General features: G+C 59.9%; 15 protein-coding genes and 1 pseudogene. 8 read left to right on the forward strand and 8 right to left on the reverse strand.

Features of this window, described 5'->3' with window-relative positions:
• The first annotated feature begins 54 nt into the window (after positions 1-54).
• The 4 genes from K3180_RS01715 (at position 55) to K3180_RS01730 (ending at position 6,747) form a co-directional block, all read left to right on the forward strand.
• Positions 55-1,134: an efflux RND transporter periplasmic adaptor subunit gene (locus K3180_RS01715; RefSeq protein ID WP_221537918.1), complete on the forward strand. Its 1,080-nt coding sequence runs from the start codon at positions 55-57 to the stop codon at positions 1,132-1,134.
• Entirely contained in the window at positions 1,124-4,228 is a 3,105-nt protein-coding gene (locus K3180_RS01720; RefSeq protein WP_221537919.1) for an efflux RND transporter permease subunit, read from the forward strand. The genes K3180_RS01715 and K3180_RS01720 overlap by 11 nt, the downstream gene beginning before the upstream one ends.
• Positions 4,225-5,595 carry an efflux transporter outer membrane subunit gene (locus tag K3180_RS01725; RefSeq protein ID WP_247710221.1) on the forward strand — a complete coding sequence of 457 codons (1,371 nt, stop codon included), beginning with the start codon at positions 4,225-4,227 and terminating at the stop codon, positions 5,593-5,595. The genes K3180_RS01720 and K3180_RS01725 overlap by 4 nt, the downstream gene beginning before the upstream one ends.
• A 204-nt stretch (positions 5,596-5,799) precedes the next feature.
• Positions 5,800-6,747 carry a helix-turn-helix domain-containing protein gene (locus tag K3180_RS01730; protein WP_221537920.1) on the forward strand — a complete coding sequence of 316 codons (948 nt, stop codon included), beginning with the start codon at positions 5,800-5,802 and terminating at the stop codon, positions 6,745-6,747.
• A 256-nt stretch (positions 6,748-7,003) separates the two neighbouring features.
• Here K3180_RS01730 and K3180_RS01735 read toward each other — a convergent pair whose 3' ends face one another.
• From K3180_RS01735 to K3180_RS01765, 7 genes are all read right to left on the reverse strand, one after another.
• Positions 7,004-9,460 carry an MHYT domain-containing protein gene (locus K3180_RS01735; protein ID WP_221537921.1) on the reverse strand — a complete coding sequence of 819 codons (2,457 nt, stop codon included), beginning with the start codon at positions 9,458-9,460 and terminating at the stop codon, positions 7,004-7,006.
• Positions 9,461-10,739: 1,279 nt separating this feature from the next.
• Positions 10,740-14,165: an error-prone DNA polymerase gene (locus tag K3180_RS01740; protein WP_221537922.1), complete on the reverse strand. Its 3,426-nt coding sequence runs from the start codon at positions 14,163-14,165 to the stop codon at positions 10,740-10,742.
• Positions 14,165-15,712: a DUF6504 family protein gene (locus tag K3180_RS01745; protein WP_221537923.1), complete on the reverse strand. Its 1,548-nt coding sequence runs from the start codon at positions 15,710-15,712 to the stop codon at positions 14,165-14,167. The genes K3180_RS01740 and K3180_RS01745 overlap by 1 nt, the downstream gene beginning before the upstream one ends.
• A complete protein-coding gene (locus tag K3180_RS01750; protein ID WP_221537924.1) occupies positions 15,633-16,337 on the reverse strand; it encodes an ImuA family protein in 705 nt (234 codons plus the stop codon). The genes K3180_RS01745 and K3180_RS01750 overlap by 80 nt, the downstream gene beginning before the upstream one ends.
• A 139-nt stretch (positions 16,338-16,476) precedes the next feature.
• A complete protein-coding gene (locus K3180_RS01755) occupies positions 16,477-17,106 on the reverse strand; it encodes an SOS response-associated peptidase (protein WP_221537925.1) in 630 nt (209 codons plus the stop codon).
• A gap of 220 nt (positions 17,107-17,326) precedes the next feature.
• Complete coding sequence (locus K3180_RS01760; protein WP_221537926.1) at positions 17,327-18,025, reverse strand: anti-sigma factor family protein; 699 nt, start codon at positions 18,023-18,025, stop codon at positions 17,327-17,329.
• Entirely contained in the window at positions 18,022-18,465 is a 444-nt protein-coding gene (locus K3180_RS01765) for an RNA polymerase sigma factor (RefSeq protein WP_247710251.1), read from the reverse strand. Before K3180_RS01765 ends, K3180_RS01760 begins: the two co-directional genes overlap by 4 nt.
• Before the next feature lie 675 nt (positions 18,466-19,140).
• On the opposite strand from K3180_RS01765, the pseudogene K3180_RS12845 reads away from it, so the two are divergent.
• The 4 genes and pseudogenes from K3180_RS12845 (at position 19,141) to K3180_RS01785 (ending at position 22,641) form a co-directional block, all read left to right on the forward strand.
• A pseudogene (locus K3180_RS12845) lies at positions 19,141-19,814 on the forward strand (S8 family serine peptidase).
• Between the two features lie 101 nt (positions 19,815-19,915).
• Positions 19,916-20,761 carry a hypothetical protein gene (locus K3180_RS01775; RefSeq protein WP_247710222.1) on the forward strand — a complete coding sequence of 282 codons (846 nt, stop codon included), beginning with the start codon at positions 19,916-19,918 and terminating at the stop codon, positions 20,759-20,761.
• Between the two features lie 124 nt (positions 20,762-20,885).
• Positions 20,886-21,692: a hypothetical protein gene (locus K3180_RS01780; protein WP_221537927.1), complete on the forward strand. Its 807-nt coding sequence runs from the start codon at positions 20,886-20,888 to the stop codon at positions 21,690-21,692.
• A 364-nt stretch (positions 21,693-22,056) separates the two neighbouring features.
• Positions 22,057-22,641 (forward strand): PAS domain-containing protein, encoded by a 585-nt coding sequence (locus K3180_RS01785; protein ID WP_221537928.1) that lies wholly within the window; start codon positions 22,057-22,059, stop codon positions 22,639-22,641.
• On the opposite strand, the gene K3180_RS01790 is transcribed toward K3180_RS01785, so the two are convergent.
• Positions 22,628-26,101 carry a chemotaxis protein CheB gene (locus K3180_RS01790; RefSeq protein WP_221537929.1) on the reverse strand — a complete coding sequence of 1,158 codons (3,474 nt, stop codon included), beginning with the start codon at positions 26,099-26,101 and terminating at the stop codon, positions 22,628-22,630. The genes K3180_RS01785 and K3180_RS01790 overlap by 14 nt on opposite strands.
• Positions 26,102-26,182 lie beyond the last annotated feature (81 nt).

The following is a 26,182-nucleotide window of genomic DNA, read 5'->3' on the forward strand; positions in this document are numbered from 1 at the left end:
AATTTAGCTGCGGAAGGGGCTTTTGCTCTTCTGACCATCTGGTACGTCAGCAGCATGGCTTTCCTCTTTCGAGCGCTCGGGCTGATTGGCGCGATCCTACTCGTCGGGTGTTCATCGGGCAGCGAAGAACGATCCGACGATCCGATCCCGGTGGTCGCCGAGGCCTTGCGCTTTCTGCCTGAAAAGACCGAGGTCGAGGCAATCGGCACTGCCCGCGCGGTCACCTCTGCGCAGATCTTTCCCGAAAGCGCGGGACGCGTGACCCGCGTCCTGTTTTCCGCTGGCGATTACGTACGCCGTGGCGAGCCTCTGGTCGAGCTTGATTCGCGGCAGGAACGGCTCACGGTGGAGGCGGCGCGCGTGCAGGTGCTTGAGGCGGAACAGCTCCTAGGCCGCTACCGACGGATCGAGGATACAGGCGCGATTTCGGAAAGCCAGATCGAGGCCGGGGAGACCGCGCTCGCCTCAGCCCGCGTGGCGTTGCGCCAGGCGCAGGAAGCTCTCGCCGACCGGACGATACGCGCCCCCTTCTCGGGCCATATCGGACTGACGCAAGTGGACCCGGGCGACCGCGTGGACGATGCCTCCCCTATCGCGCAGCTAGACCAGCGCAGCAGCTTGTTCATCGACTTTCCCGCGCCCGAAGAAGTTTTTGCTGCTCTTCGCCCCGGCCAGTCGGTCGAGGTTGCGGCATTCTCTGAACCGGACAGCCGGATCGACGCGAGTATCGTGACCACCGACAGCAGCATTTCATCCGACAGCCGGAATTTCGTCGCACGCGCGCGCATCGCCAATTCCGGCGACCGCTTTCGCCCGGGCATGAGCTTTCGGGTGAACTTCACCCGCACCAACGTGAACCGCGCCGCTGTGCCGGAACAGGCGATCGTGTGGGGCGGCGAAGGATCGTATTTGTTCGTCGTGCGAGAGGACAAGGCTAGGCGCGTGCCCGTAACCATAACGTCGCGCCGCGAAGGCCTGGCGCTGGTCGATGGCCGCCTGTCGCCGCAGGACCGCGTAATCGTCGAAGGCGTTCAGAAGATCCGTGATGGTCAGGACATCCGGCTCGTCCAGCCGGTCCGGGTGCCAGAGGCCAATGTGGAATTGCGCCCGGGCGAGACGGCAGATGGCAGATAGGGCCGACCTTCCCATGCTGGCGGTCAAGCGGCCGCTGCTGGTGGGGGTGCTCAACCTCCTGATCGTGCTCGCCGGGCTGGCTGCGTTCACGGGAGTCGAGGTGCGCGAACTACCCAATGTCGATCGCCCGATCGTGTCAGTCTCCGCGTCCCTGCCCGGTGCGGCGCCCGAGACGATGGATAGCGAAGTTACCAGTATCCTGGAGGATGCGGTTGCGCGCGTTACCGGCGTTCGCCAGATCAATTCCTCAAGCGAGGAAAACAATTCGCGCATCCGTGCCGAATTCAATCCCGGCGTCGATCTCGACACGGCAGCCAACGACGTGCGCGAAGCTGTCAGCCGGGTGACCCGCGAGCTTCCCGACCGGGTCGAGCAGGTCAACATCATCAAGGCAGATGCCGACGCCCAGCCCATCATGATACTTGCCGTGTCGAGCAACCGTTATGGCGAAGCCGATCTGACGCGGGTGGTCGAGAACGATGTGGTTCCCGAACTGCTGACCGCCGAAGGTGTCGCCAGCATCGATCAGTTCGGCACTCGCGCGCTGCAGATGCGCGTGTCGGTCGACCCCGCTCGCCTCAACCGTTTCGGTCTGACGATGAGCGATGTCGCCGCTGCGCTGGAGCGCGCACCTTACGACGTTCCGGTTGGCTCATTCCGCTCCGAGGCACAGGATCTGGTGGTACGCGCCGAGGCTAGCGCGACAGACCCGCGCCTGCTTCGCGAAGTTATCGTTTCGGGCACCACACGCGTCGGCGACCTTGCCGAACTCACGCTGGCGCCCGCTGATGCAACCAATTTTGTGCGGCTCGACGGGCGCCCCATCGTCGGCCTCGGTGTGGTCCGCCAGGCAAGCTCGAACACGATCGAGATTTCCAACGCCATCCGCGATTCTGTCGAACGGGTGAATGCGCGTTACGAGGGTATCGAGATCAGTGTCGTTTCCGACGATGCCGACTTCATCGAGGTATCGGTGCGCGAAGTGCTTATCACGCTGGGCTTCACCATCATTGTCGTGATCGGGACTATGTTGGTGTTCTTCCGCAGCGCGCGCGCGACCGCAATCCCCAGTACCACGATCCCGGTCGCGCTGGTGGGCGTGATCGCGGGCATCTGGATCATGGGATTCTCAGTCAACCTTCTCACCCTGCTGGCGCTCGTGCTGGCAACCGGCCTGATCGTCGACGATGCCATTGTGGTCCTCGAGAATATCCAACGCCTCCAGAACAAGGGCCTCGGGCGGCGCGCCGCAGCAGTCGTCGGTACGCGGCAGGTCTTCTTCGCGATCGTGGCAACGACCGCGGTTCTCGCATCGGTTTTCGTCCCGATCAGCTTCCTGCCGTCCGAGGCCGGACGGCTGTTCCGTGAATTCGGCTTCGTACTCTCAGTCGCGGTGATCATCTCGTCCTTCGTCGCGCTGTCGCTCGTCCCCGCGCTCGCTGCAAAATTCGATCTCCGGAGCGGCGACAACGGTTCCGACCGGCTCACCACATGGGGCGGACGTGCGCGCGATCGTTACACGGCGATGCTTTGCTGGTGCCTCGACCGGGGCAAGATGGTCGTTGCCAGCGCGGTGCTTGTCGCAGGGCTGACCGGGCTGCTCTACGTCCAGCTCGACAATGAACTGGTTCCGGACGAGGATCGCGGCGTGATCGAAGTCGATGCGACCGGGCCCGACGGCGTGGGGCTCGACTTCATGGATGGCGAACTCGACGAGGTCGAGACCGTCCTCCAGCCCTATCTCGACAGCGGCGAGATCCGCAGCACCTTCTCCATCGTGGGGCGCTACGATCCCAACCGGGTACGCGTGGTCGCACAACTCGCCGACTGGGACGAACGCGAGCGCAGCCAGACCGAGATCGTCGACGAACTGAACGAACCGCTGCAGGAAATTCCCGGCTCGCGTACGAGCGCCAGCGGGCGTGGGACACTGACCTTCGGCGGCGGAGGCGGAGGAAATATCGAGGTAGCGCTTACCGGCGGCGAATACAGAAATATTTTTCTGTCCGCATCGGCGCTGGGCGAAGCGATCGACATGAATTCGGATATCCTCTCCAATCCTGACATTTCCTATCAGCCGACGCAGCCGCAACTCTCGGTACAGATCGACCGCCAGCGCGCGTCCGATCTCGGCGTAGACCTCGACGATGTTGCGCAGACTTTGCGTGCAATGGTGGGGGGCGACGATATCGTCGATCTTAACGTCGGCGACCAAGCGGTGCCGATTTTCCTGACCTCCGAAACTGTGACTGTCGCCAACCCCTCGGACCTGCGCAATCTCTACGTGCGCACGCAAAATGATGCCCTGGTGCCGCTCTCCAGTATCACGACAATCGTCGAAGAGGGAATAGCCGCCGAACTCGACCGGACCGAACAGCGCCGCGCGATCGATGTCTCCGCCGACATCGCGCCGGGCGTACCGCTGCAGGAGGCCGTCGAGGAGATCGAACGGCTCGCGGCGGAATCGGTGGCGGAAGATATCGACATGTTGCTCCAGGGCGATGCAGAGAGCCTCGCTGAAACTTCCAACGACGTGATGCTGACCTACATGTTTGCGCTGGTGATTGTGTTCCTCGTACTCGTGGCGCAGTTCGAAAGCGTCAGCAGCGCGCTGGTCGTTCTGCTGACTGTGCCCTTCGCGCTGGCGGCTGCGATCGTCGCGCTGTTCCTGTCGGGCATATCGCTGAACATCTATTCGCAGATTGGGCTGGTCATGCTGATCGGGCTGATGGCGAAGAACGGCATCCTGATCGTCGAATTTGCCGACCAGTTGCGTCACCAGGGCCGCGACATCCGTCAGGCGATTGAGGAAGCAGCGGCGATCCGCCTTCGCCCGATTGCGATGACGCTGATCTCGACCGTGGTCGGTGCCGTTCCGCTGATCCTCGCGAGCGGCGCAGGGGCCGAAGCGCGCCAGTCGATCGGCTGGGTCATATTCGGCGGACTCGGCATCGCTGGCGTCTTCACACTCTTCCTGACCCCGGTTTTCTACCTCGGCGTGGCGCGCTTCGGCCGTCCGCGCAGCGTAGACCTCACCAAGCTGCAGCAAGAGATCGCGGACGTCGACGAATCGCAGACGATGGCTCCGGCATGATGCGGCGCTCGCCCTTCCCGCTCCTCTCAGGGCTCATTCTTACCGGCTGCGCAACGGGCGCCGTCGAGGTGTCCGAGGCGGGCATCGACGCCCCGCTGCAATATGCCGCACAATTACCGCCTGCGGGCGTGGACGAAGTCTGGTGGACGGCGTTCTCGGACCCAGTCCTCGATGCGCTGATACGGCAGGGGCTCGAGGCGAACCTCGATATCGCCGCCGCGCGCGAGCGCGTGCGCGCCGCTGAAGCGTTGCTGAGGGCGGAGCGGGCCGACCGCCTGCCCGGCGTGGACGGGGCGGCCGATGCGGGCGTGGCGATCGACGATGACGGCGCATCGCTCACTGCAGGCGCTGGACTCGTTGGATTATTCGATCCTGACTTCTCTGGTCGGCTGGCGGCGGAGATCCGAGCGGCGGCCGCCGATTATGCCGAGGCGGATTACCTGCGCGCCGACCAGCAGCGCGTCATCGCAGCGGCGATCTCCTCGCAATATATCGAATATCGCCGCACTGGCGCGCAGCTCGAGCTGTTGGAGGAATCGACCGAGCTGCAGCAGCAGACGCTGCGTATCGTGACCCTGCGCTTCGAAGCCGGCCTGGCCGCGAACCTTGACGTGCGAAGAGCTGCCGCCGACCTGGCGCAGACCCGCGCACGTCTCGGCCTGATCGAGATCGCGCGGGCGGAGGCCGAGCATGCCCTCGCCGTGCTGCTCGGCGAAGCACCCGGAACGCTCGCCATCGCCTCGCCGCCGGGAGAAGCAACCATACCGGACTATGGCCTCGGCCCGCCGATCGGCACACCCGCCAATCTCCTGCGGCGACGCGGCGACATCCTTGCTGCGGAAGCGCGGCTCATGCGGGCCGCCGCGCAGGTCGGCATCGAACAGGCGGACTTGCGCCCCTCGCTGGTCGTGCCTTCATCGATCCTGCTGGGCGACGGAACCATCGACGGGTTGTTCTCATCCTTCCTCGCCACTGTCGGCGCCGCGCTCGACCTGCCGCTGTTCGACGGCGGACGGCGGCGTGCGGAAATTACTGCGGCACGGGCGGAACTCGACGCCAGCTTCGCCGAGTACCTACAAACCTTTCTTCTCGCGCTGGGCGGTGTGGAAAACGCGATGGTAGCCATTCAGGCCTATCAGGAACGAGGAAAGTCACTGGGCGAAGCAATCGAGCAGAGTGAAACCGCTTTGGGCCAGTCAAACGCGCTTTATCGCGAGGGCCTGACCTCGCTATTCGACGTACTCGACGCCCAGCGACAGTTGATCGCAAGCCGCCAATCGTTGATCGACAACCACGCTGACCTCGCACGCGCATTTATTGCCCTACATGCGGCATCCGCAAGCGAGAATGGAAGCACTCAGGAATGAAAAGGCTATTGCTGAAAGTCTTCATGCTGCCAAAGCGCATGGAAGTCTCGTTGACGTAGACGAGTCTATCACTCGGGTCCGTTGGAAACATGATCCGCGTGTCGGGGGTTCAAGTCCCTCCTCCGCTACCAAGGTTTTGCACACCTTTCCTTAATTGCTCTCAATATGCATCTGGTTCAGACGCCATCAAATCCATCTCGGTAATTGCCTGACATGATCGAAAGTGGTTCGCATTCTACTGGATTTAATCCGGCGGTTTTCAATTTGCCTGCAAACGTTGCGATGCGGTGGGAGTTACCTCACCCATCGCTTGCTCGATTCATCGGCGACTACTTCGTTTTCGATTCGGAAGGTGAAGAATTGATGGGAGCGCGTTCTCCCATCCTGCCAACGTGGCCTATGATCCGGTTCGTATTAGCGGAGCAGCCGATGACGATCGAAGCTCCTGGCGCTGTATGGTCTCCGCTTCCCGAAGCTGGCTTTTACGGTAGTGCAAGTCGTATCATGGAACATACCTCGTATGGTGGCGTGACAGTCGGAGTAAATCTCACTCCTGCCGGCGTCGCGCGCCTATTGAACATTGACCTTTCGCAATATTGTGATCGGATGGTGCCACTGGATGAGGTGGCGCGCGACACCTGTCAGCCGCTGATCGTTGAATTGCGGGCATCCGATCAGGGGCCAGCGGTTAAGGCGATCCTTGATCGCTTCTTCCTCGAACGAATGGACACGCCATCCAGGGATGAGGAGAGGATCATCCGGCTGAACCATTTGCTGTTGGATGAGCGCATACGGACGGCAAAGGAGCTTGCTCGTGAATTGGAGCTGCACTCACGGACTCTTCAAAGGCTTTCGCTAAAGCGGTTCGGGTATTCGCCTCAAACTTTGATTGCCCGCACCCGTTTTTTAAGGTCGCTAATCGCCGTAAAAGCGGCTGGAACAAAAGATGCTTATCGCGCTATCGATGAATCCTACACTGACGTGTCGCATTTCCTGCGTGACTGTGAGCGGTTCCTGGGCATGACCGCTCGCCGGTTTTTCAAGCTAGAAATGCCCTTTCTCGATGCTGTTTTGCGCGTTCGCAAAGCAACTCTCGACGTTGCGACACCAGGGCTTGGGCCTGCGACTTATAGAGTGCCTGAACGGCCGTAGGGGCCCGAGGGAGAGCTGGAAACCTTGTGTGGTCAGCCATGCTCTGCGGACTTTATCCTCTACCGAGCATTTGCTGTCCTACCAACCCCGAAGGATGCCGTGACACGTTATATCTATGGCACCTTCCCATCGTTAAACGGCAAGGGGGTGGCCACATGGAGGCCTACCGCAGCCGCGAGCTCGCCATACCTTGGATCGACGCCCTAATGGCCGACCAGCCGGACGCCGACATGAGCGGTTTGACGAAGAGAAAGCCCTAGACTTCGGAGGCACTTTCCAGTTGCTCGCAGACCTGCTTCAGGGCGGAAATCAGCTGGTCGAGCTCGAATGGCTTGTGCAAAATCGTAGCGTTTTCACCAGCAGCGTTCTTAATCGCTACCGTGTCGGCATAACCGCTCACGAAAATAATCGGGAGATTGGGAAGGCGTGTTGCTATTTGTTCTGCAAGCACGGCTCCGTTCATATCCGGCATAGCAAAATCTAGCACTGCTACCTGCGGACTTTCCGCTTCAAGGATAGAGAGCGCCTCCTTCCCTTTGGAAGCTGCGGTGACAGTATGGCCTTGTTCCCTTAACCCTTCCGCCAAGACGGAGCGAAAATGATCGTCGTCATCCACCATTAAAATGCGCAGCGGCGGCAGCCTCATGATGTCCTCGTCAGGCGATACGCGATCGATGGCCCGCTTCGGTTTTTTGTTTGTGCAAGGCAGATAGACGCGCACCGACGTGCCAATGCCTACCTCGCTTTCTATACGGACGGTGCCTCCTGCCTGACGCGCACTTCCGTAAATCTGCGCAAGGCCGAGACCAGTTCCCTTTCCTTGAGGCTTGGTGGTAAAGAACGGCTCCATTGCCCGCCGCAGAGTTTCCTGATCCATGCCAACGCCACTGTCTTGAACAGCCAGTTCGATATAGTCCCCGTCCGCAAGATCGGCTTCTCCGCAGAACGTGTGCCTACTGGTTGAAATAGTCAGTGTGCCGCCGTCAGGCATCGCGTCGCGCGCATTGATTGCAAGGTTGAGGATCATCATCTCTACCTGGATCGCATCAGCGAGAACCGGAGCCGGATTAGGGTTTAGTTTCTTTTCCAGCTTAATTAACGGTCCCAGCGTGCGAGCAAGGAGATCCTCCATTTCTTCGAGAATGTCACACACAAACAGCGGACGCAGCTGTATTTTGTGTGAGCGCGAGAACGCCATGAGCTGGCCGGTCAGTTTGGCGCCACGTTCTGCGGCCTGCGCTCCGGCCTCGGCAAATTTCTGGACCCTCGAGGAATCATCTGGCTTGCGAAGGATAAGATTGAACGCACCGATGACGGACGCCAGCACATTGTTGAAGTCATGCGCCATCCCAGCAACTAGCTGGCCCACAGCTTCCATTTTTTGGCTCTGCAGCAAGGCTTCCTGCGCCTGATGCAAGTCGCGCGTGCGCTCGTTCACTCGCTCTTCGAGTGTTGCGTTAAGTTCTCGCAGCTGCTGTTCAACTTGGTCCCGCTCAATCACCAGCCGAGTGCGTTCTGCGAGTTCCTCCATGAACGCGATGTCTTCGCTATCCCATCGCCGCGGATCGCGATCATTTAGATAGACAATAGTGCGAAGTCGGCCATCTCGGACGAAAGGGACTACCAATATTGCGCGCGTATCGACTTCTCGCGCCGTATCCCGCGTTCGCTCTTCGTCACTGATCTCCTCGTTCAGAATATCTTCGACTACGATCGTTTCGCCTGCCGCCAAAGCAGCGACAATTTTTTCGCCAAAGGCCGCAGCAGGATACCTTCCGAGCAGCGGCGGCACGGTGCCGTCAGTCCAGCAAACGTCGTAATCGAAGAAGTCTTCTACCGGGTCGAGCTGGCCATAGCCGGTGCGGGTGACACCAAAGTGGCTGCCCATGAGGGCTGCAATTTCGTCAAGCGCCGCGCCGCTGCCTTTCTCGCGAAGAATGTCCGCTATTTCGAGGCGCAAGGCGATGCGCGCCTCCCGGCGCTCATAGGTTTTAAATAGATGATCGAGACGAGCTGCGCCGAGGCCCATGAATAGCAGGAAGATCGCGAAAATGGCGACTATCGTTGCTAAACTTGTCTGGTCGATGCCGGCCTCCGCTACCGAAGAGCCCGCTATGGGCTGCACCAGAAAGATTGCAGCGCCCATGGCGGCATAGTGCATCCCGGCAATGGCAACCCCCATGGCGATCGATGCTGCCGCCCGATGCCCGACATGATGCTCTCCAAAAGCCAGCCATACTGCGACCGTTGAAGCGATTATCGCAATAAGGGCCGAGTAGATCACCCAGAGCGGGTCATACTCGACATTGGCAGGCATCTGCATCGCTGCCATTCCCAGGTAGTGCATTGCAAGCACGCCGGTGCCCATCAACAGGCCAGCAAGGAGCAGCCGCCTGATTGAATGAGCGGCGGGAGCGGCGAGTGCCAGACCCGCACCTGTGAGTCCGATCGGAATGATGAAGGACACTGCCGTCAACCCTGGATCGTAATTGGTGCGCATGCCGGGGAGGCTAAATGCCAGCATAGCAATGAAATGCATGGACCAGATGCCGCCACCTAGCGCAAAGGCAGCGGTTATCAACCATATGGACCGGGCACGGCCTGCGGAAGTCGCCATCCGACGCGCGAGGCTGAGTCCAGTGAACGACGCGATTACCGCAATTAAAAGCGATATGCCAACAAGAACAGGATCATACACGCCGGTGACTATCATCGCAGAGCAATCGCATATGCGCTCGCCCGTGTCCATTGATCACCGCTGCCGCACTATCAAACCGATGGTCTAGCTCTGCGTTGTAATTCTCAAATTCTTCACGCCATAACAACCAGCTAGACGTCGATGGGCCTGATAGAAAAAAGAAAGCGTCTGCAAAGTCGTGGCGGCATCGCAACTTAGCTAAGCGACAGGTCTCGGAGGTTAATTTTCGGTTTCTCCATCTTCCCGCGCGGCACATTTTTGAACGGCATAAGATGAGCTTAACTCGAACCAGTAAGTTCATAGCTGCGATCAGCCGTATTTATCCTGTCAAGGACCGACCCGCTTGCGAGTTCTTGCCATCTCGGACGCATGCGAACGGCCCATTCTCACATATGCCAAAGAGAAAGCGGAACCATACCCTTCGTGGATCGCTTTCTGCCTTGTGCGCCGTCGCAGACGCACAGCCGGAAGCGTGAAAAGACCCCCGTCCGGTCACGCTTCCGGCTTCTTTTTCAGGGAGTGCCCTGGTCAAGCAGAGCCATGGCCGCTTGGGGAAACCGGCGAACAAAGTCGTCCTGAGATAGCAGGCAACCTTTCCTGAAGCTTATTTGGGCAAGGTCGAGATCCTTAATCCATAAGCCTCCCTCCCAGACCCAGCCTTCATGGGTAATGCCATCGATTACTACTGGTCGCCCGTCGACCATATAGAAGTTCAGTATCGACTGATCACTAATGGAAGGATTCGCTTCGCTCATAAGGAGAAATTTGCCCCTAAGCCTTTCAATGCTATTAACGTCAGAAGTATAGCGTTCCCCTTCGCCTTGGCAGTGCTCAGAGAAGGGGGGCCAGTGCGATGAGGGCAATCAGCAGCAACGAGGTCGCGATTAGTAGCCTGTCCCGTCTAGCCGCGCGGTTGTCGTGTTCTTCGCCGTCATCCTCAAACCAGTGTTTCATCTAGATTGTCGTTTGTTCGTAATGTCGGTTGATCGCGCCGGTTTGTGAACATGAATCGGAACGATGGCAAATTTTTCCGGTGGATTCTTAGAGAGTTCAGCCGGAACAGGCCCTCCGGACTCACTTCCGCAGCGAGTGTTCCCCGAGACTAGACGCATCTTTTTAAATCCATTAGCGGTCCTGCCGTGCGGCGGGTCGCCAACCCCATGGATTCGACCCCATGCCCCGCGTCTCATCGCACACCTGAATATTCCGCATTCCAATTGGCGCGACTGGCTCGTGCCAGGCGAGCATGCCAGTGTCGCGCATCACAGGTTCGACGTCGCCTGTTACGGACAATCTAGTGAAAGTCCCTGCTCTTTGGCAGCAAGCGAAGATCGCGTGGATGTGTCGCCTTTTGTGCAGCCAAAGTTCGCTGTTGCTGTCGCGGGGCGCAATCGGCATTCACGGCATCCGGCAGGATAGCCACCCTGCGCTTGACCTCGCTCATGGTCCGAGCGGGCCGGCTGACTTCATCTGCGCGCGAAATCGTGGGCGACAGCAGATCGTCGCTCAATTCGGCGAGGCGCCAGGTCGCATCCTCCATCTTCGACACGATGACGTGGAGCACCTCGTCGTCCATTTCCAGTCTGCCGGCCACTTCCATCAGCCGCGCACCCATGATGACCTTGCGATATCGCTCCATCACATCCGGCCAGACGACGAGGTTCACGACCCCCGTTTCGTCCTCCAGCGTGATGAAACACACGCCCTTGGCGCTGCCGGGCCGCTGGCGGACGAGCACCACTCCCGAAACCTTCACCGTCGTGCGGAAATTTTTCCCCCTGAGGTCGGCATTGGCCGTGAACCCGCGTTCGCGAAGACCATCGCGCAGGAACTGCATCGGATGGGCCTTCAGGCTGAGTCGGGTGGTCTGGTAATCGGCAACCACGTGTTCCGACAAAGGCATTGGCGGCAGCAGGTGCTGGGTGCGCTCCGCCCCCTCGTCGCGTGCGGCGGCAGCTGCGAAGAGCGGCAAGTCCGTAACAGGCTTCAATGCACGGGCATCCCACAGGGCCTGTCGGCGATCGAGTCCCATCGAGCGAAACGCATCGGCAGCGGCGAGCCTTTCGATCACGAGGGGCGAGAGCTTCGCGCGCTCCTGCAATTCGGCGAGGCTCCGATAAGGGCCATATGACTCGCGCGCTGCAACCAGCCGGGCAGCGGCTGTCTCCTTCAACCCGTCGATCTGGCGTAAGCCCAGTCGCATGGGCGGCTGGGGATTGCCGTCGACAATGGCTTCCAAAATATTGTCCCACCCGCTCTGGTTGACATCGACAACGCGCACTTCGACCCCATGCTCCTGCGCATCACGCACGATCTGTGCAGGTGCGTAAAAGCCCATCGGCTGCGAATTGAGCAATGCGCAGGCGAATACCGCCGGGTAATGGCATTTCATCCAGCTGGAGATGTAGACGAGATGCGCGAAGCTGGCTGCGTGGCTTTCGGGAAAACCGTATTCGCCGAAGCCGCGAATCTGGTTGAAACATCGTTCTGCAAATTCGGGATCGTAGCCGCGCGCGATCATCCGGCCGACCATCTTGTCCTGCAACTCGTCTACCATGCCGCGGGAACGGAAGGTCGCCATCGCTTTCCTCAACTGGTTCGCCTCGATGCTGGAGAACTTTGCCGCGTCGAGCGCGATCTTCATCGCCTGCTCCTGGAAGATCGGCACTCCCAGCGTACGCTGGAGGATAGACGAGAGTTCGTCGGGCGGGCCGTGGGCCGATGACGGCCTGGGAATGATGACCGGCTCGTCGCCCCGGCGGCGCTTGAGGTAGGGGTGTACCATATCGCCCTGGATCGGGCCGGGCCGTACGATCGCGACCTCGATTACCAGATCGTAGAAGCGGCGCGGTTTCAGCCGCGGCAGCATGTTCATCTGTGCGCGGCTTTCGACCTGGAAAACACCGAGGCTGTCGCCTTTCACCAGCATGTCATAGACGCGCGGGTCTTCCCGAGGCGTGGTGGCAAGCGTCAGGTCCCGGCCGTGATGCACACGCAGCAGATCGAAGCCCTTTTGCAGGCAGGTCAGCATCCCGAGCGCAAGCACGTCGATCTTCAGTATGCCAAGCGCGTCGATGTCATCCTTGTCCCATTCAATGAAGCTGCGATCCGGCATGGCACCATTGCCGATAGGCACAGTCTCGATCAGCGGACCCTGGGTGAGGATGAACCCGCCGACATGCTGCGAGAGATGGCGCGGCATGCCGATCAGCTGTTCGGTCAGCTTGAGCACGCGTCGCAGGTGCGGGTCGGCCATGTCGAGCCCCGCTTCCTTTGTGTGCTTCTCTGCAATCTCCCGGCCATAACTGCCCCACACCGTGCGCGCGAGAGCGGAGGTCGTGTCGTCCGACAGGCCCATCACCTTGCCGACCTCGCGGATTGCCATGCGGGGACGGTAATGGATCACCGTCGCGCAGAGCCCGGCGCGATGGCGGCCATAGCGCTGGTAGATATACTGGATCACTTCCTCTCGACGCTCGTGCTCGAAATCCACGTCGATGTCGGGCGGCTCCTTGCGCTCTTCGGAAATGAAGCGGTCGAACAGCAGTTCGTGCTCGCCAGGATCGACGGCAGTAATACCGAGGCAATAGCAGACCGCGGAATTGGCCGCGCTGCCGCGCCCTTGGCACAGGATCGGCGGATCGCACCCACGCGCGAAATCCACGATGTCCTTGATGGTGAGGAAGTAGCGCGCGATGTCGAGCTTGCCGATCAGCTCCAGCTCGCGCACGATCAGCCGCTCGACCTTCTCCGGCACGCCATCGGGATAACGCCACTGCGCGCCCTGCCGCGTCAGTTCGGCCAGATGTGCACCGGCTGTGCGATCCTTCGGAATGGGCTCGTCCGGGTATTCGTAGCGCAGTTCGTCGAGGCTGAAGGTGCAGGCATCGGCGACTTCGCGGGTGGCGGCAATGGCATGGGGCCAGTGCGCAAACAGACGGATCATTTCGGCAGGCGATTTCAGGTGCCGTTCGGCGTTGGCGTGGAGCAGCAGTCCCGCCTGCCCGATTGTCGTCTTCTCCCTGATACAGGTCATCACGTCCTGCAAGGGTCGCCGCTCGCGCGCATGGTAATGCACATCATTGGTGGCGAGGATGGAAAGGCGGTTGGCCCTCGCGAGAAGATCGAGCCGGTTGATCCGCGCAATGTCATCGCCGCGATACAGAAAGGCGGTAGCGAGATGCCGCAGAGCGGGCAGGCGCGCGGCGAGCTCCGGGAGCGCTGCCTCGAATTGCTCGTCCAGCACTTCGGGCGGCATCAGCACCAGCTGCACACCTTCCACGTGTTCGGCCAGCATGGCGAGGTCGATATGCGTTTCGCCCTTGTCCTGCCACTCGCCCTGCAAGGTCTGCATCTTGCCCCTGGAAAGCAGTGCCGAGAGCCGCCCGTAGGCTGCGCGGTCTGTGGGATAGGCGAGGAACTGCCAGCCTTCGGCAGTCACGATCCGGCAGCCGATCACCGGGCGGATGCGCGCAGTCTTCGCCTCGGCATGCATGCGCACCACTCCAGCAAGGGTATTGCGATCGGCGATCCCAATCGCATCGTAGCCATGGGTGAATGCAGTCGCCACGAGATCCACTGCATCGGACGCCCCGCACAGGAACGAAAAGCAGCTGGTCACACCAAGCTCGACATATCCGGCGCGCGGTTTGCCGGTGAAATTCTCGTCGGTGATCCGTGCCAGCGTGCGGCGTGCAGGAGTGAGCGGCTGGTCGGGCATCAGGCGAAGAACCCATGCATATACCAGTCGGGCGGCCCGCCGCGACCATCCTCGATCAAGCCGTAGCGATAGATCCAGTAGCGCCGGCCTGTCTCGTCCTCGATCCGGTAGTAGTCGCGTAGCCGCGCATTCGCCCGCTGCCGCCACCATTCGGGCGCAATCCGCTCTGGCCCCTCAGCTTTCGCGATGACATAAAGGCCGCCCCGCCAGCGGAAACGGCGCGGCAGGCCCTCCGGCGTCGCATAGATGACAGCGATCGGCTCTGGCCGGGCGAGCAGCTTCAGCGGGCGCTGGCTGAAACCGGGATCGCACTGCACAAGGGGAGGAACCCGATCCGGCGGTGCTGCCTGCTGCGAAAGCTCCGGCCAATGGCTCTTGCATGGTCGCAGCCGTGTGACCCTGTCCCTGCCCAGCCGTGTTACCAGCCGGTCGACGAGCACCGGCAGCGACGTGCCGGGCTTATCGGGGGTGTCGAGAGTGTCTTGCACGCAGCCTAGCGGTTCGGCCCAGGTCGCGATCAGCCTAGCCTGATCGATCCCGAACCCGGCGTCGATCCCTTCCAGGCGTTCCTCGAACAGGCGCATGATATGGCCGGGATTGCGCGAAGGTGAAGCGAGTTCGAGCGTGCGTGAGGTATGGTCGCCATCCACTCGCCAGAGACGCAGAACCAGCCTGCGTGCGCCCTGCTTGTCGTTTTCGAGTCTGCGCGCGAGATCGATAGCAAGGTCGCCCACGACCCGTTTCAGCAGGTCGAGGTGCAGGACCGGTTCGGCCAGACGCCGCTCGGCCGCAAAGGAAAGGCGTTCGACCAGCGGGACGAGCGGCTCGTGCGCGCGCCCCAGCATTTGGTCGAGCCGAGTCAGGGGGTTGGCTTCGGCCGAGCGCCGGTTGCGAAAGCGGCGGGCGAGGCTGTCGCGCGGAACTGCCATCAGCTCGCCAATGGTCTTCAGGCCAAGCCGGACAAGCAGCAGCCCGGTATCGGCATTGAGCCGAAGGGATGCGACCGGCAGCGGGGCGAGCACTGCGGGCAGGTCCGCTTCGAGGTTCACTACCGCGCGATGCATCCCATAATGCGAAAGTGCCCAGGCCGCACCACCATTAGGCGCGCTCGCGGCTCGGCAATGATATCCCTGACTTGCAAAACGCGCTTCGATTCCCGCGAGCATTGCAGCCTCGCCGCCGAACAGATGCGCGCTGCCCGAAGCATCGAGCAGGACAGCATCTCCGCCATCGACCATGCTCCATGGCCCCCATCTTTGTGCAGCCGCTGCCAGCTTCTCCAGCCCACGCTGATTTCCTTCATGATCGGACGGCACGGCCAGCAATTGAGGTGCCAGCATCCGCGCATCGGCCAGCCGCATACCTGCCCGTGCCCCGGCTTCGCCGGCTTCCGGGCTGACCGCATCAATGACGGGGCCGTGCGCAGTCTCGGTGACCAGCACAACGGGCCGGCTTGTGTTTTCCGTTTCACCCGGCCTCGCGGCGATCCGGTTCCAGCGGTCGATCGCGAATGTCGGAAACCACAGCGAGACGATGGTCCGGCTCATGCGAACCTACTCCGTGGCCAAGGACGAACGTTCCCGGCTTCACGCCCCGTCCGCGAAACAATTCGGCCCGAGCACGCGGGGCGCCGGGGGCTATCGCGTTCCACCTGTGCAGCGCCGAGGGCGCAGCGGCGACCTGCCAGCGCAAGCGCGCGGCAGATAGATTGGCGAAGCCTTCCCGGCGAAGCAGATAGAGCGCCACGCCATGCCGCTCCGCTGCCAGCACCAGTCGCCGGGTCGCGGTGAAATCGAGCGCCCTTGGATTGCCTGCGATCTCTCCCAATACGAAGGACAGTGCGCCGCATCTTACACCCTCCTCCATCGCCCACAGGGCATTGGCGGCACTGCCTGCCTCGACATGGATGAGGCCGCTGCGCAATGCCGGCGGAACACCATGAAGAAATGGTCGCCCCGAAAAACGGATGCTAGGCGCATCCTGGACCCACAGCCACTTGCGATCTTCGTTTCCGTCGGGGCAATGTTCTTGCGCGAAAGCAAGTGCCAGCGCATCGCACGCCGCATCGTCGCCGCTTCCGAAAATCTCCCACACGGAATGGGGGAGGCGCAGTTCTGGCAACCATTCATCCGCATCGGCCCCCAGCGCGAGAGGCAGTTCCGAAGCATACAAGGCGTCAAGTCCGCTTGGCAGCGGAGCACGGTGAGATAGAGAGATTCTATGGGCATCTGGCACGGTGGGACTACGAATCGACTCGATTGATGTTCCGCTTATGTTCCCACTGTTCCGTCAACCGATCAAGATGTGAATCCTATCGCCCGGCCACCCAGGGCTCATGGGTGCGATCCCTCATCATACGGTCGGGATCGCACGGTTTTTGCAGCGCCAGAACATCCTCGAACGTGCCCTGCAGCCAACGCTCGTGATCTACTGGTTCCAGGATCACCGGCATCCGGTCATGCACCGGCGCAATCAGTTCGTTCGCCTCGGTCATTACTCCCGAATAGACATCGCCCCATTCGGCGGACGGTCGCCACAGTCCTGCCCAGGCAAATACAGGCTCGTCGCTTACCGAAAACCACGTTCGGGTCTTCTGGCCCTTCCTACCTTCAGCCTCGGCAAACTCGCTGACAGGAATGAGACAGCGCCATTCAGGATTGGCCGCAGCCGATTTCCAGAACGGGCTTACAAGGTTACGGGCATTGTTTACCGGATTGGGCTTGATCGGCTTTTCGGTCTTCTTGCTGCGCTGCCGGAGCGGGAAACCCCAGGTCATGCGCGCAAGCTGGCGCTTACCCTGGATTGCCCGAACAACCGGTCCCGGGGTTCCGGGATAGATCCCAGACGACAGGTTCGCCGCCCTTGCTTCGTCTGGCAGTTCGGCCCTGAACAGACGGGCAATCTCTTCGAGCGAGGCGCGGGTGCGGTAGAGATTGCACATCAAACCTCTGTAACGTGGCGGACTGCGAAATCGCAATGTTTGCTAAAGGTCGCATCGAACTGAACTGCAAACGTCTGAATTGTGGGCGCACAACATTTTGGCAGCTTCGGGGCCGTTTGCAGACTGTCCGCTCTCGTGTCTGGATCTTGAAAAGCGGACGCTTCAATCTTTCTTGTGCGCTGGTGTTACCTGGATCTTTGGCTTTGCCATTTGTGGTTCCCTAGCGCCAGCCCCGTACCCGAGCCTCCTTCTCACCTTCCGCATCGAGAGCAGACCCCGAGGCCATCTCCTGCGCGAGCGCAAGTATCTCACCGTCGCCTGCACCTGCCATGCGGTAGTCGGTAGTGGCGCCTTCGCTACCTTCGCCGAGCACCTCTAGCCGCCAGCCCTCATCGTCACGGCAGGCGATCCCACCGCCCGCGCTGCCACTAAAGGCGCGGCAATACTGCCCCTCCTCGGTGCGGAAAGAAAGGAGGACGCGCGTTTCCTCTGCCGGTAACTGGCTCGCGACGAGAGTGTGTTCGAGTACCGCAGCCAGCTGTGTATCGGCATAGACCTCTGTCTCGTCGTTCGTGCCCGGCAGGAATAGTGCAAGCGCCAATGAGGCTGCCAGCGCCGGTCCGGCAATCCAGCCCCAGTGCGGTAGGCGCCGACGGGTCTCCCGCCGCTCGCGGGCGGCAGCGAAATCAGCCACATCTGGTTCCTGCGATTTGGCGAGCATCGCCACGAGCCGGTCGGGCACAGGTTGATCGAGCACCGGTGCATAGTGCTCGGCGAGCATCGCCTTGAGCGCCTTGTGCTGGTTCACCTGCCGCGCGAGGCCGGGATCGGCCGCCACGGCAGCGGCGATTTCCTCATCGCGTTCGTCGGACAGTTCCCCGTCGGCAAAGGCGGCGATGTCTTCCGGCGTAATAGTCACGTTGCTTCTCCAAGCATTGCCATCAAAGCATCGCGCCCGCGCACGAGGCGAGAATTGAGCGTGCCTACCGGACAACCGACGATCTCTGCGGCTTCCTTATAAGCATAGCCTTCGACCATCACGAGCAGTACGGCTTCGCGCTGGTCTCCGGGCAGTTTCTGCATGGCGCGATCGACATTGCTCAGTTCCACTGCGGCCTCCTGCGCGCCGTCTCCGCCGACCCTGACACCGGATTCCTCAGCGACGAAGGTTTGCATGCTGCGGGTCGTTTTGCGCCCCTCGTCGATCCAGATATTCCGCATGATCCGATACATCCAACTGTCGAGCCGCGTGCCTTCTTCCCATCGGGACCGGTTGGAGAGCGCGCGCTCGATCGTCATCTGGCAGAGATCGTCACCGTCGTGCGGGTTGCCGGATAGCCCGATCGCGAAGCGGCGCAACCGGGGCAACAGGGCCAGCAAGTCTTTCTCGAACGATGTATTCAGTGTCTCTGCCTTCCAGGGATTAAACGGACGAGTGCATGCGTTTCATCCATGCTTAATGCGTTTTATCTGATGAGCGAGACCTTGATGCGAATTTTCACTCTGCTTTGTGCCGGACTGGCCCTCCTCGCCGCGCCACTTGCTGCACAGGTCGCCTTGCCGCGCGTTCAGTTGCCGCAGGTGGGGCCGGTCGTGGGTGGAACGCTCGACACGCTCCACGAGACGCGGGCCGATTTGCGGCGCTCTATAGAGAGGCTCGCCCGTCAACGGCTCAGGACCATTGAGCGGCTGGTGCAGCGCAATCCCGACGCGATAGAACTCGATGTCGCAGGCGAACCCGCTCGGAAAGGCGAACTGCTTGTCATGGATGTCTCTGAAGATTCCCTCGGCCCCGCTCTCGACGCAGGGTTCATCCTGCTATCCCGCGAAGAGGTGGAGGGGCTCGGCCTGTCCCTCATGCGAGTGGGTGCTCCTGCAGGCATGGAACTGGCCGAAGCGCAGGAAACTCTCATCCGTCTCTTGCCAAACGCGCAAATCAGCGCGGACAGCCTCCATTTCCAATCGGGTAGCGCAGGCGGCCCCATACTCGCGGTCACGGCGCAGGGTTCTTCGAACAGAGCCGCTCCAGTTGGTATGATCGATGGTGCACCGGGAAGCTCGGTCAAGGTCGCGGAAACCCGCGGCTTCGCAGAGGGCGCGCCCTATCCCAGTCATCACGGCAGCTCAGTCGCGTCGCTCCTCGCCCACGCGGGAGCGGGCACGATCCGGGTTGCGGATGTCTATGGGACTGACAAGGCGGGCGGTAATGCGCTGGCGATGACGAAGGGCCTCGGCTGGCTGGTCTCGCGTGGCAGCAAAGTGGTGACGATCAGCCTGGTTGGCCCGCGCAACGCGGTGCTCGAAAGAGCGATCCGCGCAGCGCAGCGCAAAGGAGTGGTCGTCGTGGCTGCGGTCGGCAATGACGGTCCGGCCGCCCCACCCGCATACCCTGCTTCTATGAGGGAGTCGTGGCGGTGACGGCAGTCGACGGCAAGCGCCGTGCTCTGATTGAGGCCGGTCGTGCGCTCCATTTGGACTATGCCGCTCCCGGTGCCGACATTTATGGTCGCAATGCCAAGGGCAAGCGCATCAGGCTGCGCGGCACGTCTTTCGCTACTCCGCTGGTCGCCGCCCGCGCAGCGAATGCGATCGAACAAGGCCAAAACTGGCGCAGAGTGCTCGATGCCGAAGCAATCGACTTGGGGCGCAAGGGCGCCGACGATACCTATGGCAGGGGCCTGGTCTGCGCCACCTGCACAGGGCGCTGAAAATTTTTTCGACGCGCTTATGGATTAAGTGCCGCAGCCCACCCGTTTCCCTTTCGAACGGATGCACCGACCCCCTCGCATCCGGGATCGGAAAGGAACTTATGATGAAGTCTCTTCTACTTACCGCTTCGGCATTCGCTTTGTTTGCAGCCCCGGCCCATGCGCAATTACTGGGCGGCGGCGGTATCACTGGCTCACTCAATGGCACGGTCGGCTCGACGCTCCGCACGTCTGCTGAGACCCTGCGACCGGTAACCCGCAGCACGGTGCGCGGGGATGCCGCCACCCGCGGTAACCAGAATGTTGATCGAAAGAGCGGCAGCGTTGCCATTGACCGCAGCGTGGACACCAGCCTCGATGCAACTACCAATCAGTTGCTAGGCACTCCTGCCGGCGAGGCTTCTGGCACCGCCTCCGGCTCGGCTAATGCCTCGGGTTCGGGCACCGCAAATGCCCAGCTAATTGGCACCGATACTGTGAGCGGCGTCGTTGGCGATGGAGCAAGGAAGGCAAGCGAAACTGTTTCGACCGTAAGAGCCACCGCCACCGCCACCCCCGGCGTCGGCTCGGCCCGTGATAGAATCTCTGGCGCGGCCGACCAGGCTGGAAACGTAGCCGGATCGGCTAGCGGCGCGGCTTCGGGCGCAGGAATGATCGATAACGGTATGCTCGCCCTTGCAGGCAGTGGCGCCGCTCAGGGTGAAGGCGCCTTCGCGGTCGCCCCCGGCATGCCGGTCCAGATTCCCTCGGGCGAGCACCTCGGCACCGTCCGCGAGATCGTGGCAACGCGCAGCGGTCAAGTGCGACAGCTAATCATCGATACCAAGGACGGCCTCACTACCATTCCCGCCGGTAGCCTCTCGGCCAGCGGCAACGTGCTGATCGCTGGCCGTGCCAGCGGAACAGCATCCAACGAGCGTCCCGCTGAGGCAAGCGGCACCGAATAAGTCGCAGCCCCGGAAAACGGAGGCCGGACTCCCAGACGGGTGTCCGGCCTTTTCCCAACTCCTCGGCTTTCCCGCTCATCACAGCAAGACCAGCCGAAAACATCGGATCATGGAGCAATTCATTATGCGGATCGCGCAGCTAACTCTCATTTTCTCATGGTTGAGCTTTCCCGCAGTGGCGCAAGAAACCACCACGATCACAGACGAAAGGCAGGGTCCTGAGAGCGACATCACGTTGCTCGCCGGGTCAGATTACGTTTCAGGGGAGGTCAACGGTCAGGATTACGAAACGTTCGCTGCAAGCGCCGGTATTGCCGGGCAAACCGGCCGTTTTTCCTTCGCTGCCTCTATCCCCTATGTTGTCACTTCAGCTCCCGAAGAACTGATCGTCAGCAACGGCGGCGTGCTTGGAACTCCGCTGCTTTCGCAGCCATCGACGCAGACGCGTCAAAGTACCCGCGAGGGTGTCGGTGACCTCGTTTTGCAAGGCGGATACTCTGTACCACTTGGCAGTGTGAACGCATTCATTGGGGGAAATTTGAAAGTACCGACAGCCTCACGTGAGAAAGCGTTAGGCACAGGCAAGCTGGATTACGGCGTAAGCGGTCAGGTTTCTAGGCAATTCGGGAGAGCGATCCCTTTTGTATCTGCTAGCTATACGATGGTCGGTGAACCGGAAGGCTTCGATGTCCGCAACATTTTGAGCGGAAGTGCAGGCGCCCAATTTATTCTAGGCAGCTCGAGTTCGGTTACATTGGACTATAGCTACGACGAGTCAGCCACACGGAGTGTCGAAAACCACCAGTCTGTGGGCGTTGGCTTGGCTGCTGGCATTTCCTCTGATCTGCGACTGGGAATTGATGCGCGCGCCGGGTTGACTGAAGACGCTCCCGACGCACGAATAGGCGTAAGATTGGGTGTAGGGTTCTGATCACTAACGGCCTTTGGTATGCCAGGAGAGAACGAGAGGGATCAAAATGAGTTTGTCTTGCAACTCGCCAGCTACTGCCAACTTAGATGTTCCGTTTTTGGGCCGTTAGCGGACTGTCCGCACTTATCGACGAGAAATGGTGAAGCTGACATTGATAAGAATGCGTTGGGACTCGTTTCGGAAGGATGCGAGACCTTCGCATGAGAGCCACAGGCAAATGTGTCGATATTGAACCCGTAGAGATGCGCTTACCATGCAAACAAATCTCTTAAGCCCGATCGGATCAGCGTTGCAAAGCGGAGTGATCCCGTATCGAGAATTTATAGGCCTTCTCCAAGAGGGCCAATAAAGATATTGAGTTCGAATGTCTGGAAAACCTCAGGTAACCACATCTCCGCCATCTAAAACGGTGGCAGATATTGTTCAAAAGGCTCGCATTCCCTTGGTTGTGGCCGACCTTACGGTAACTGATGCGCCTTTGTGTCAGGTCAACGACGCTTTTGCAGACCTTACCGGCTACGATGAACAAGAGATTATAGGGCGAAATTGTCGCTTCCTGCAGGGTGAGCAACCTGCTCCAGCGGCTCAACGAGATGATATCAAAAGAGCAATCGACGGATTTCAGGAATCTCGGGGTATGCTCTTGAACTTCCGCGTCGACGGAAGTGCGTTCGCTAACTTCCTTTTCCTTTTTCCGCTGACTGAACCGGTTACCAATCGCAGGTTGATGTTAGGATCGCAGTTCGATGTCACGCCTCACATATCTCGAAATTTGGTGAACGAACGCCTTCACGAGCTCATCGACGTGGCAGGACCATTTCTGTCAGGAGCCAACGGAGACGTCTTGCTCAACAATTTCACTATCTTTTCTCGATCAATACACGCGCAGATCGAGGCGGGATTCCTGCGAGAGGACATCGAACGGCGTTTGGAATTCAGCGAGAAATAGCGATTGTCTCGGTTGTCTGCGAGACTGGGATATTCAACCAGATTTCCAGGCCGCTCGGACTCAGGTTTCTTTCAGCCTTGCCCTCGAGTTGACGGATTGTTGTGTCGATCAGGCGCGTTCCGAATCCTGATCGTTCCAAGCTTGGGTCGATTGCGATCGGATCATCAAGGCGTTCGATCCAACTGATGCGAAGGTTACGTTTCCCGCTTTCCGCGGACACAACTTCCCAATCAATTTTTATCGTTCCCCCACGTCCGCTCAGCACTCCGTATTTCGCGGCATTCGTCGCGAGTTCGTGAAAGATCAAACCGAACGACGTCGCCATCCCTCCTGGTAATATCACCGTGGTTTCAGGCAGTGTTACCCGTTCTGCTTGTTGACCGGCTACGCCACCCACCACATTTTCGACTAACTCGGCGAGATCCAGCCAATCATGAGCCTTCTCTCCCTGAGTTGCCGAGTGCGCGCGTGCCAGCCCTTCGATCCGATCACGCGTAATGGCAACAAGAGTGGGTACGTCATCGACGTTGCGTGCGATCAGGCCAATCATCGAACCGATCACGGCAAATAGATTCTTAACCCTATGGTTCATCTCTCGGATGAACAGATCTTTTGCCAGCTTCTGGCTGCGCTCATCGGTGATATCGGAGACTAAGCCCAGGCTGGTTTGTTTGTCGTCGGAGATGGTGATGCGACGGACGATTACGCCTACCCAGCGTTCGGCTTTACTGTCCCAGCCAGCGATCGGATACTCGCCGTGAAAATCTTCGCCGTTTTCCAGAGTCTGGCGGATGTCTGCCGCAATTTCGTCGGCCTTATGGCCGCTGACCGCCGAGAAAAGATCTTCGAGTGCCTTAACGGCGGTATTGCCCAATCCCAAGATTGCACGGGTTTTCTCGTCGGCCTCAACAAGGCCAGTCTGCGTGTCGCGATTCCAGACCCCGATTCCGCCGAGACCTAGAGCCATTCCCAATCGCTGAGATTGCCGGGTTAGATCGGCTTTTGCACGTGAAATGGCGCTCACGTCGGTGAACGTGAGGATTGCACCTGCTGTAGTACCATCCTCGCGACGATAGGGGCGGACAGAAAATTGCAGCGTATTGCCGTCGTCGTCCATATTCAACGTGCGCTCGACAACCTCACCATTGGCCACCGCCGCCTTGGTATCCTGCATGATAAGTTGGTCGGGAATGCGGTTTTCGATTTCCTCCAGACGGCGACCTCGATCCGAGGAGCGGAGAGCAAAAAGGTGCATTACGCGGTCGGTGAACTGGCGGATCCGGAACTCTTCATCGAGCACGAGGATGCCTAGTTCCGCAACATGGAGATAATTCCGAAGATCGTCGTTAGCGGTGGCCAACTGATCGATCTTGACCTTGAGTTCGTCATTGACGGTCGTCAGTTCCTCGTTGGTCGATTGGAGCTCCTCGTTCATCGACATCATTTCTTCATTGGAACTTTTCAACTCCTCGTTGACGGTTTCCAATTCCTCCACAGTGGAGCGCAAGCGGAACCGCATCGTCTGGAGTTCGTCCTCCAGTTCGGCCACATCGTCGCGTGGCTCCAAGTATGCGAAGTCGTCATCCATGTCGGCCTGTCGAAACCGCTCGGTGTCCAAGAAGGCGATCAAAAAGGTCCCGTCGTTCAGCGGATCTATCACCAAGTCGAATTTCTGGCTTCCGAATTCCGATTTTACCGTGACGTCGCGCTGCGCCACGGTCCTGCCCTTACTGCCCGCCTCTCTCATCCCTCGAGCGATCGGGGCCTTCAAGCCGCGCCGAACCAAACTCGACACCTGAGTGGGACCATCGTCTTTTCCCACTTCGAGGTAACGACCCAATCGGCCAGAGGCGCTTTTCAGATAACCACCTTGATCGACAATTATATGGGGCGGCGCAAACCGGTCGAGTATCCTCCGTTCCGCTTCCTCGAAATTGCCTTGAGATGGTTGGCCAGGCTTTGATGGTTTGCGCTGACGCATCCTGCCGCGATCGAGCGCCCGCGAGGAGATCGGCATTGGAACCATTCGAGACACGCTGTTGTCGCGTTTCCGGAACAATCGCATCCGCTGATCGACCGGGACAAACAGGTCGTCATGGCGACCAATGGATTCCGAAGGTCCAAGGAACAGGAACCCGCTCGGCTTCAGCGCGAAATGGAACAGCGGCACCAAAGACGCCTGCGAACGATCATCCATGTAAATGAGGAGATTGCGACAGGAAATGAGATCGAGACGCGAAAAGGATGGGTCCCTTATCAGGCTGTGATGCGAGAATCGCACCATGTCCCTGATACTGGGAGCCACGCCAATCATTCGATCGTGAGCCTCCGAGAACCAAGGCCGGTATTCTTCTGGAATATCCTCCAAAGTGCCCGCCGGGTAGACCGCTTCGCGTGCGATCGCGAGTGCATCGTCGTCGATATCGGTCGCGAAAATCTGCACATGGACACGCTTACCGAGCTTTTCAGCAGCAGATGCGAACATGATGGCTAGAGTGTAGGCCTCTTCACCGGTTGAACAGCCTGGTACCCACACGCGAATGGCTTCGTCGGGACTGGCCTGAGAGACCATGGGTTCAAGAACCCGGGAGCGGAGTTCCTCGAATGCGTCGGGATCGCGGAAAAACCGTGTCACATTGATCAAAAGATCGCGGAACAGCGCTTCGCATTCACCCTCATCAGACCGAAGACGATCAAGGTATTTCTCGCCCGATCCGATATTGAGCACCTGCATCCGGCGCTGGATGCGCCTGGCAAGCATGGTCGCCTTGTAACCCGAAAAATCGTGGCCAACGACATCCGCCAAATGCTCACAAATGGCCTCGAGATTTCCTTCGATAGCGTCCGATGCGCGGATAGCCTCGCCTCGTTCGACATTGTGCTGGAAGAAGCGTCTGGTGCGCTCCACCATTTCCTCCGGCTTTAGCACATGATCGACCATTCCTGTCCGGGCAGCCGATACGGGCATACCGTCATAGCGCGCTGTTGAGGGATCCTGAGCGATGCAAAGGCCGCCGTGTTCTTTCACGTCACGCATGCCCATCGAACCATCCGCTCCTGTGCCGGATAGGATAATGCAGGCAGAGTTTGCACCGCAATCACTGGCCATGCTCGTGAAAAAATCATCGATGGGACGCCGGATGCCTCGCGGTTCCGAAAACTCGGTCAGTGCCAGAGCCCCGTCCTTCACGAGAATGCCGTGCCCAGGCGGAATGACGAAGACCTTGTCAGGCTCCAGCTCGTCGCCATCGCGGGCCTGCTGAACGTCCAGGCCCGTTCCTCGCGCGATCAATTCCGCCATCATGCTCTGATGGTTTGGGTCGAGATGCATGACGACAACGAAGCAGAGACCGGTCTGCTGAATGCCATCGAAAACTTGTCTGACAGCTTCTAATCCACCAGCCGATGCGCCAATTCCCACCAAAGGCACATTTTTTGATGGATAATCGTCACCTTGCATGATGAGCTTTATCCCCCTGATTATGCTTGCCTTTGAGCCATTACACACCACTAGCTATCTGTCACCGGCTTTTTTGGATCC

Origin of the sequence: Qipengyuania huizhouensis (genome assembly GCF_019711635.1) — a bacterium.
Taxonomy (GTDB): Bacteria; Pseudomonadota; Alphaproteobacteria; order Sphingomonadales; family Sphingomonadaceae; genus Qipengyuania; species Qipengyuania huizhouensis.

Excerpts from the sequence above, each read along its gene's own strand:
- K3180_RS01785 (WP_221537928.1), top strand. The coding sequence starts at position 22,057 with ATGTCTGGAAAACCTCAGGTAACCACATCTCCGCCATCTAAAACGGTG.
- K3180_RS01745 (WP_221537923.1), bottom strand. The coding sequence starts at position 15,712 with ATGAGCCGGACCATCGTCTCGCTGTGGTTTCCGACATTCGCGATCGAC.
- K3180_RS01740 (WP_221537922.1), bottom strand. The coding sequence starts at position 14,165 with ATGCCCGACCAGCCGCTCACTCCTGCACGCCGCACGCTGGCACGGATC.
- K3180_RS01735 (WP_221537921.1), bottom strand. The coding sequence starts at position 9,460 with ATGATAGTCACCGGCGTGTATGATCCTGTTCTTGTTGGCATATCGCTT.
- K3180_RS01755 (WP_221537925.1), bottom strand. The coding sequence starts at position 17,106 with ATGTGCAATCTCTACCGCACCCGCGCCTCGCTCGAAGAGATTGCCCGT.
- K3180_RS01780 (WP_221537927.1), top strand. The coding sequence starts at position 20,886 with ATGCGGATCGCGCAGCTAACTCTCATTTTCTCATGGTTGAGCTTTCCC.
- K3180_RS01775 (WP_247710222.1), top strand. The coding sequence starts at position 19,916 with ATGATGAAGTCTCTTCTACTTACCGCTTCGGCATTCGCTTTGTTTGCA.
- K3180_RS01725 (WP_247710221.1), top strand. The coding sequence starts at position 4,225 with ATGATGCGGCGCTCGCCCTTCCCGCTCCTCTCAGGGCTCATTCTTACC.
- K3180_RS01715 (WP_221537918.1), top strand. The coding sequence starts at position 55 with ATGGCTTTCCTCTTTCGAGCGCTCGGGCTGATTGGCGCGATCCTACTC.
- K3180_RS01720 (WP_221537919.1), top strand. The coding sequence starts at position 1,124 with ATGGCAGATAGGGCCGACCTTCCCATGCTGGCGGTCAAGCGGCCGCTG.
- K3180_RS01790 (WP_221537929.1), bottom strand. The coding sequence starts at position 26,101 with ATGCAAGGTGACGATTATCCATCAAAAAATGTGCCTTTGGTGGGAATT.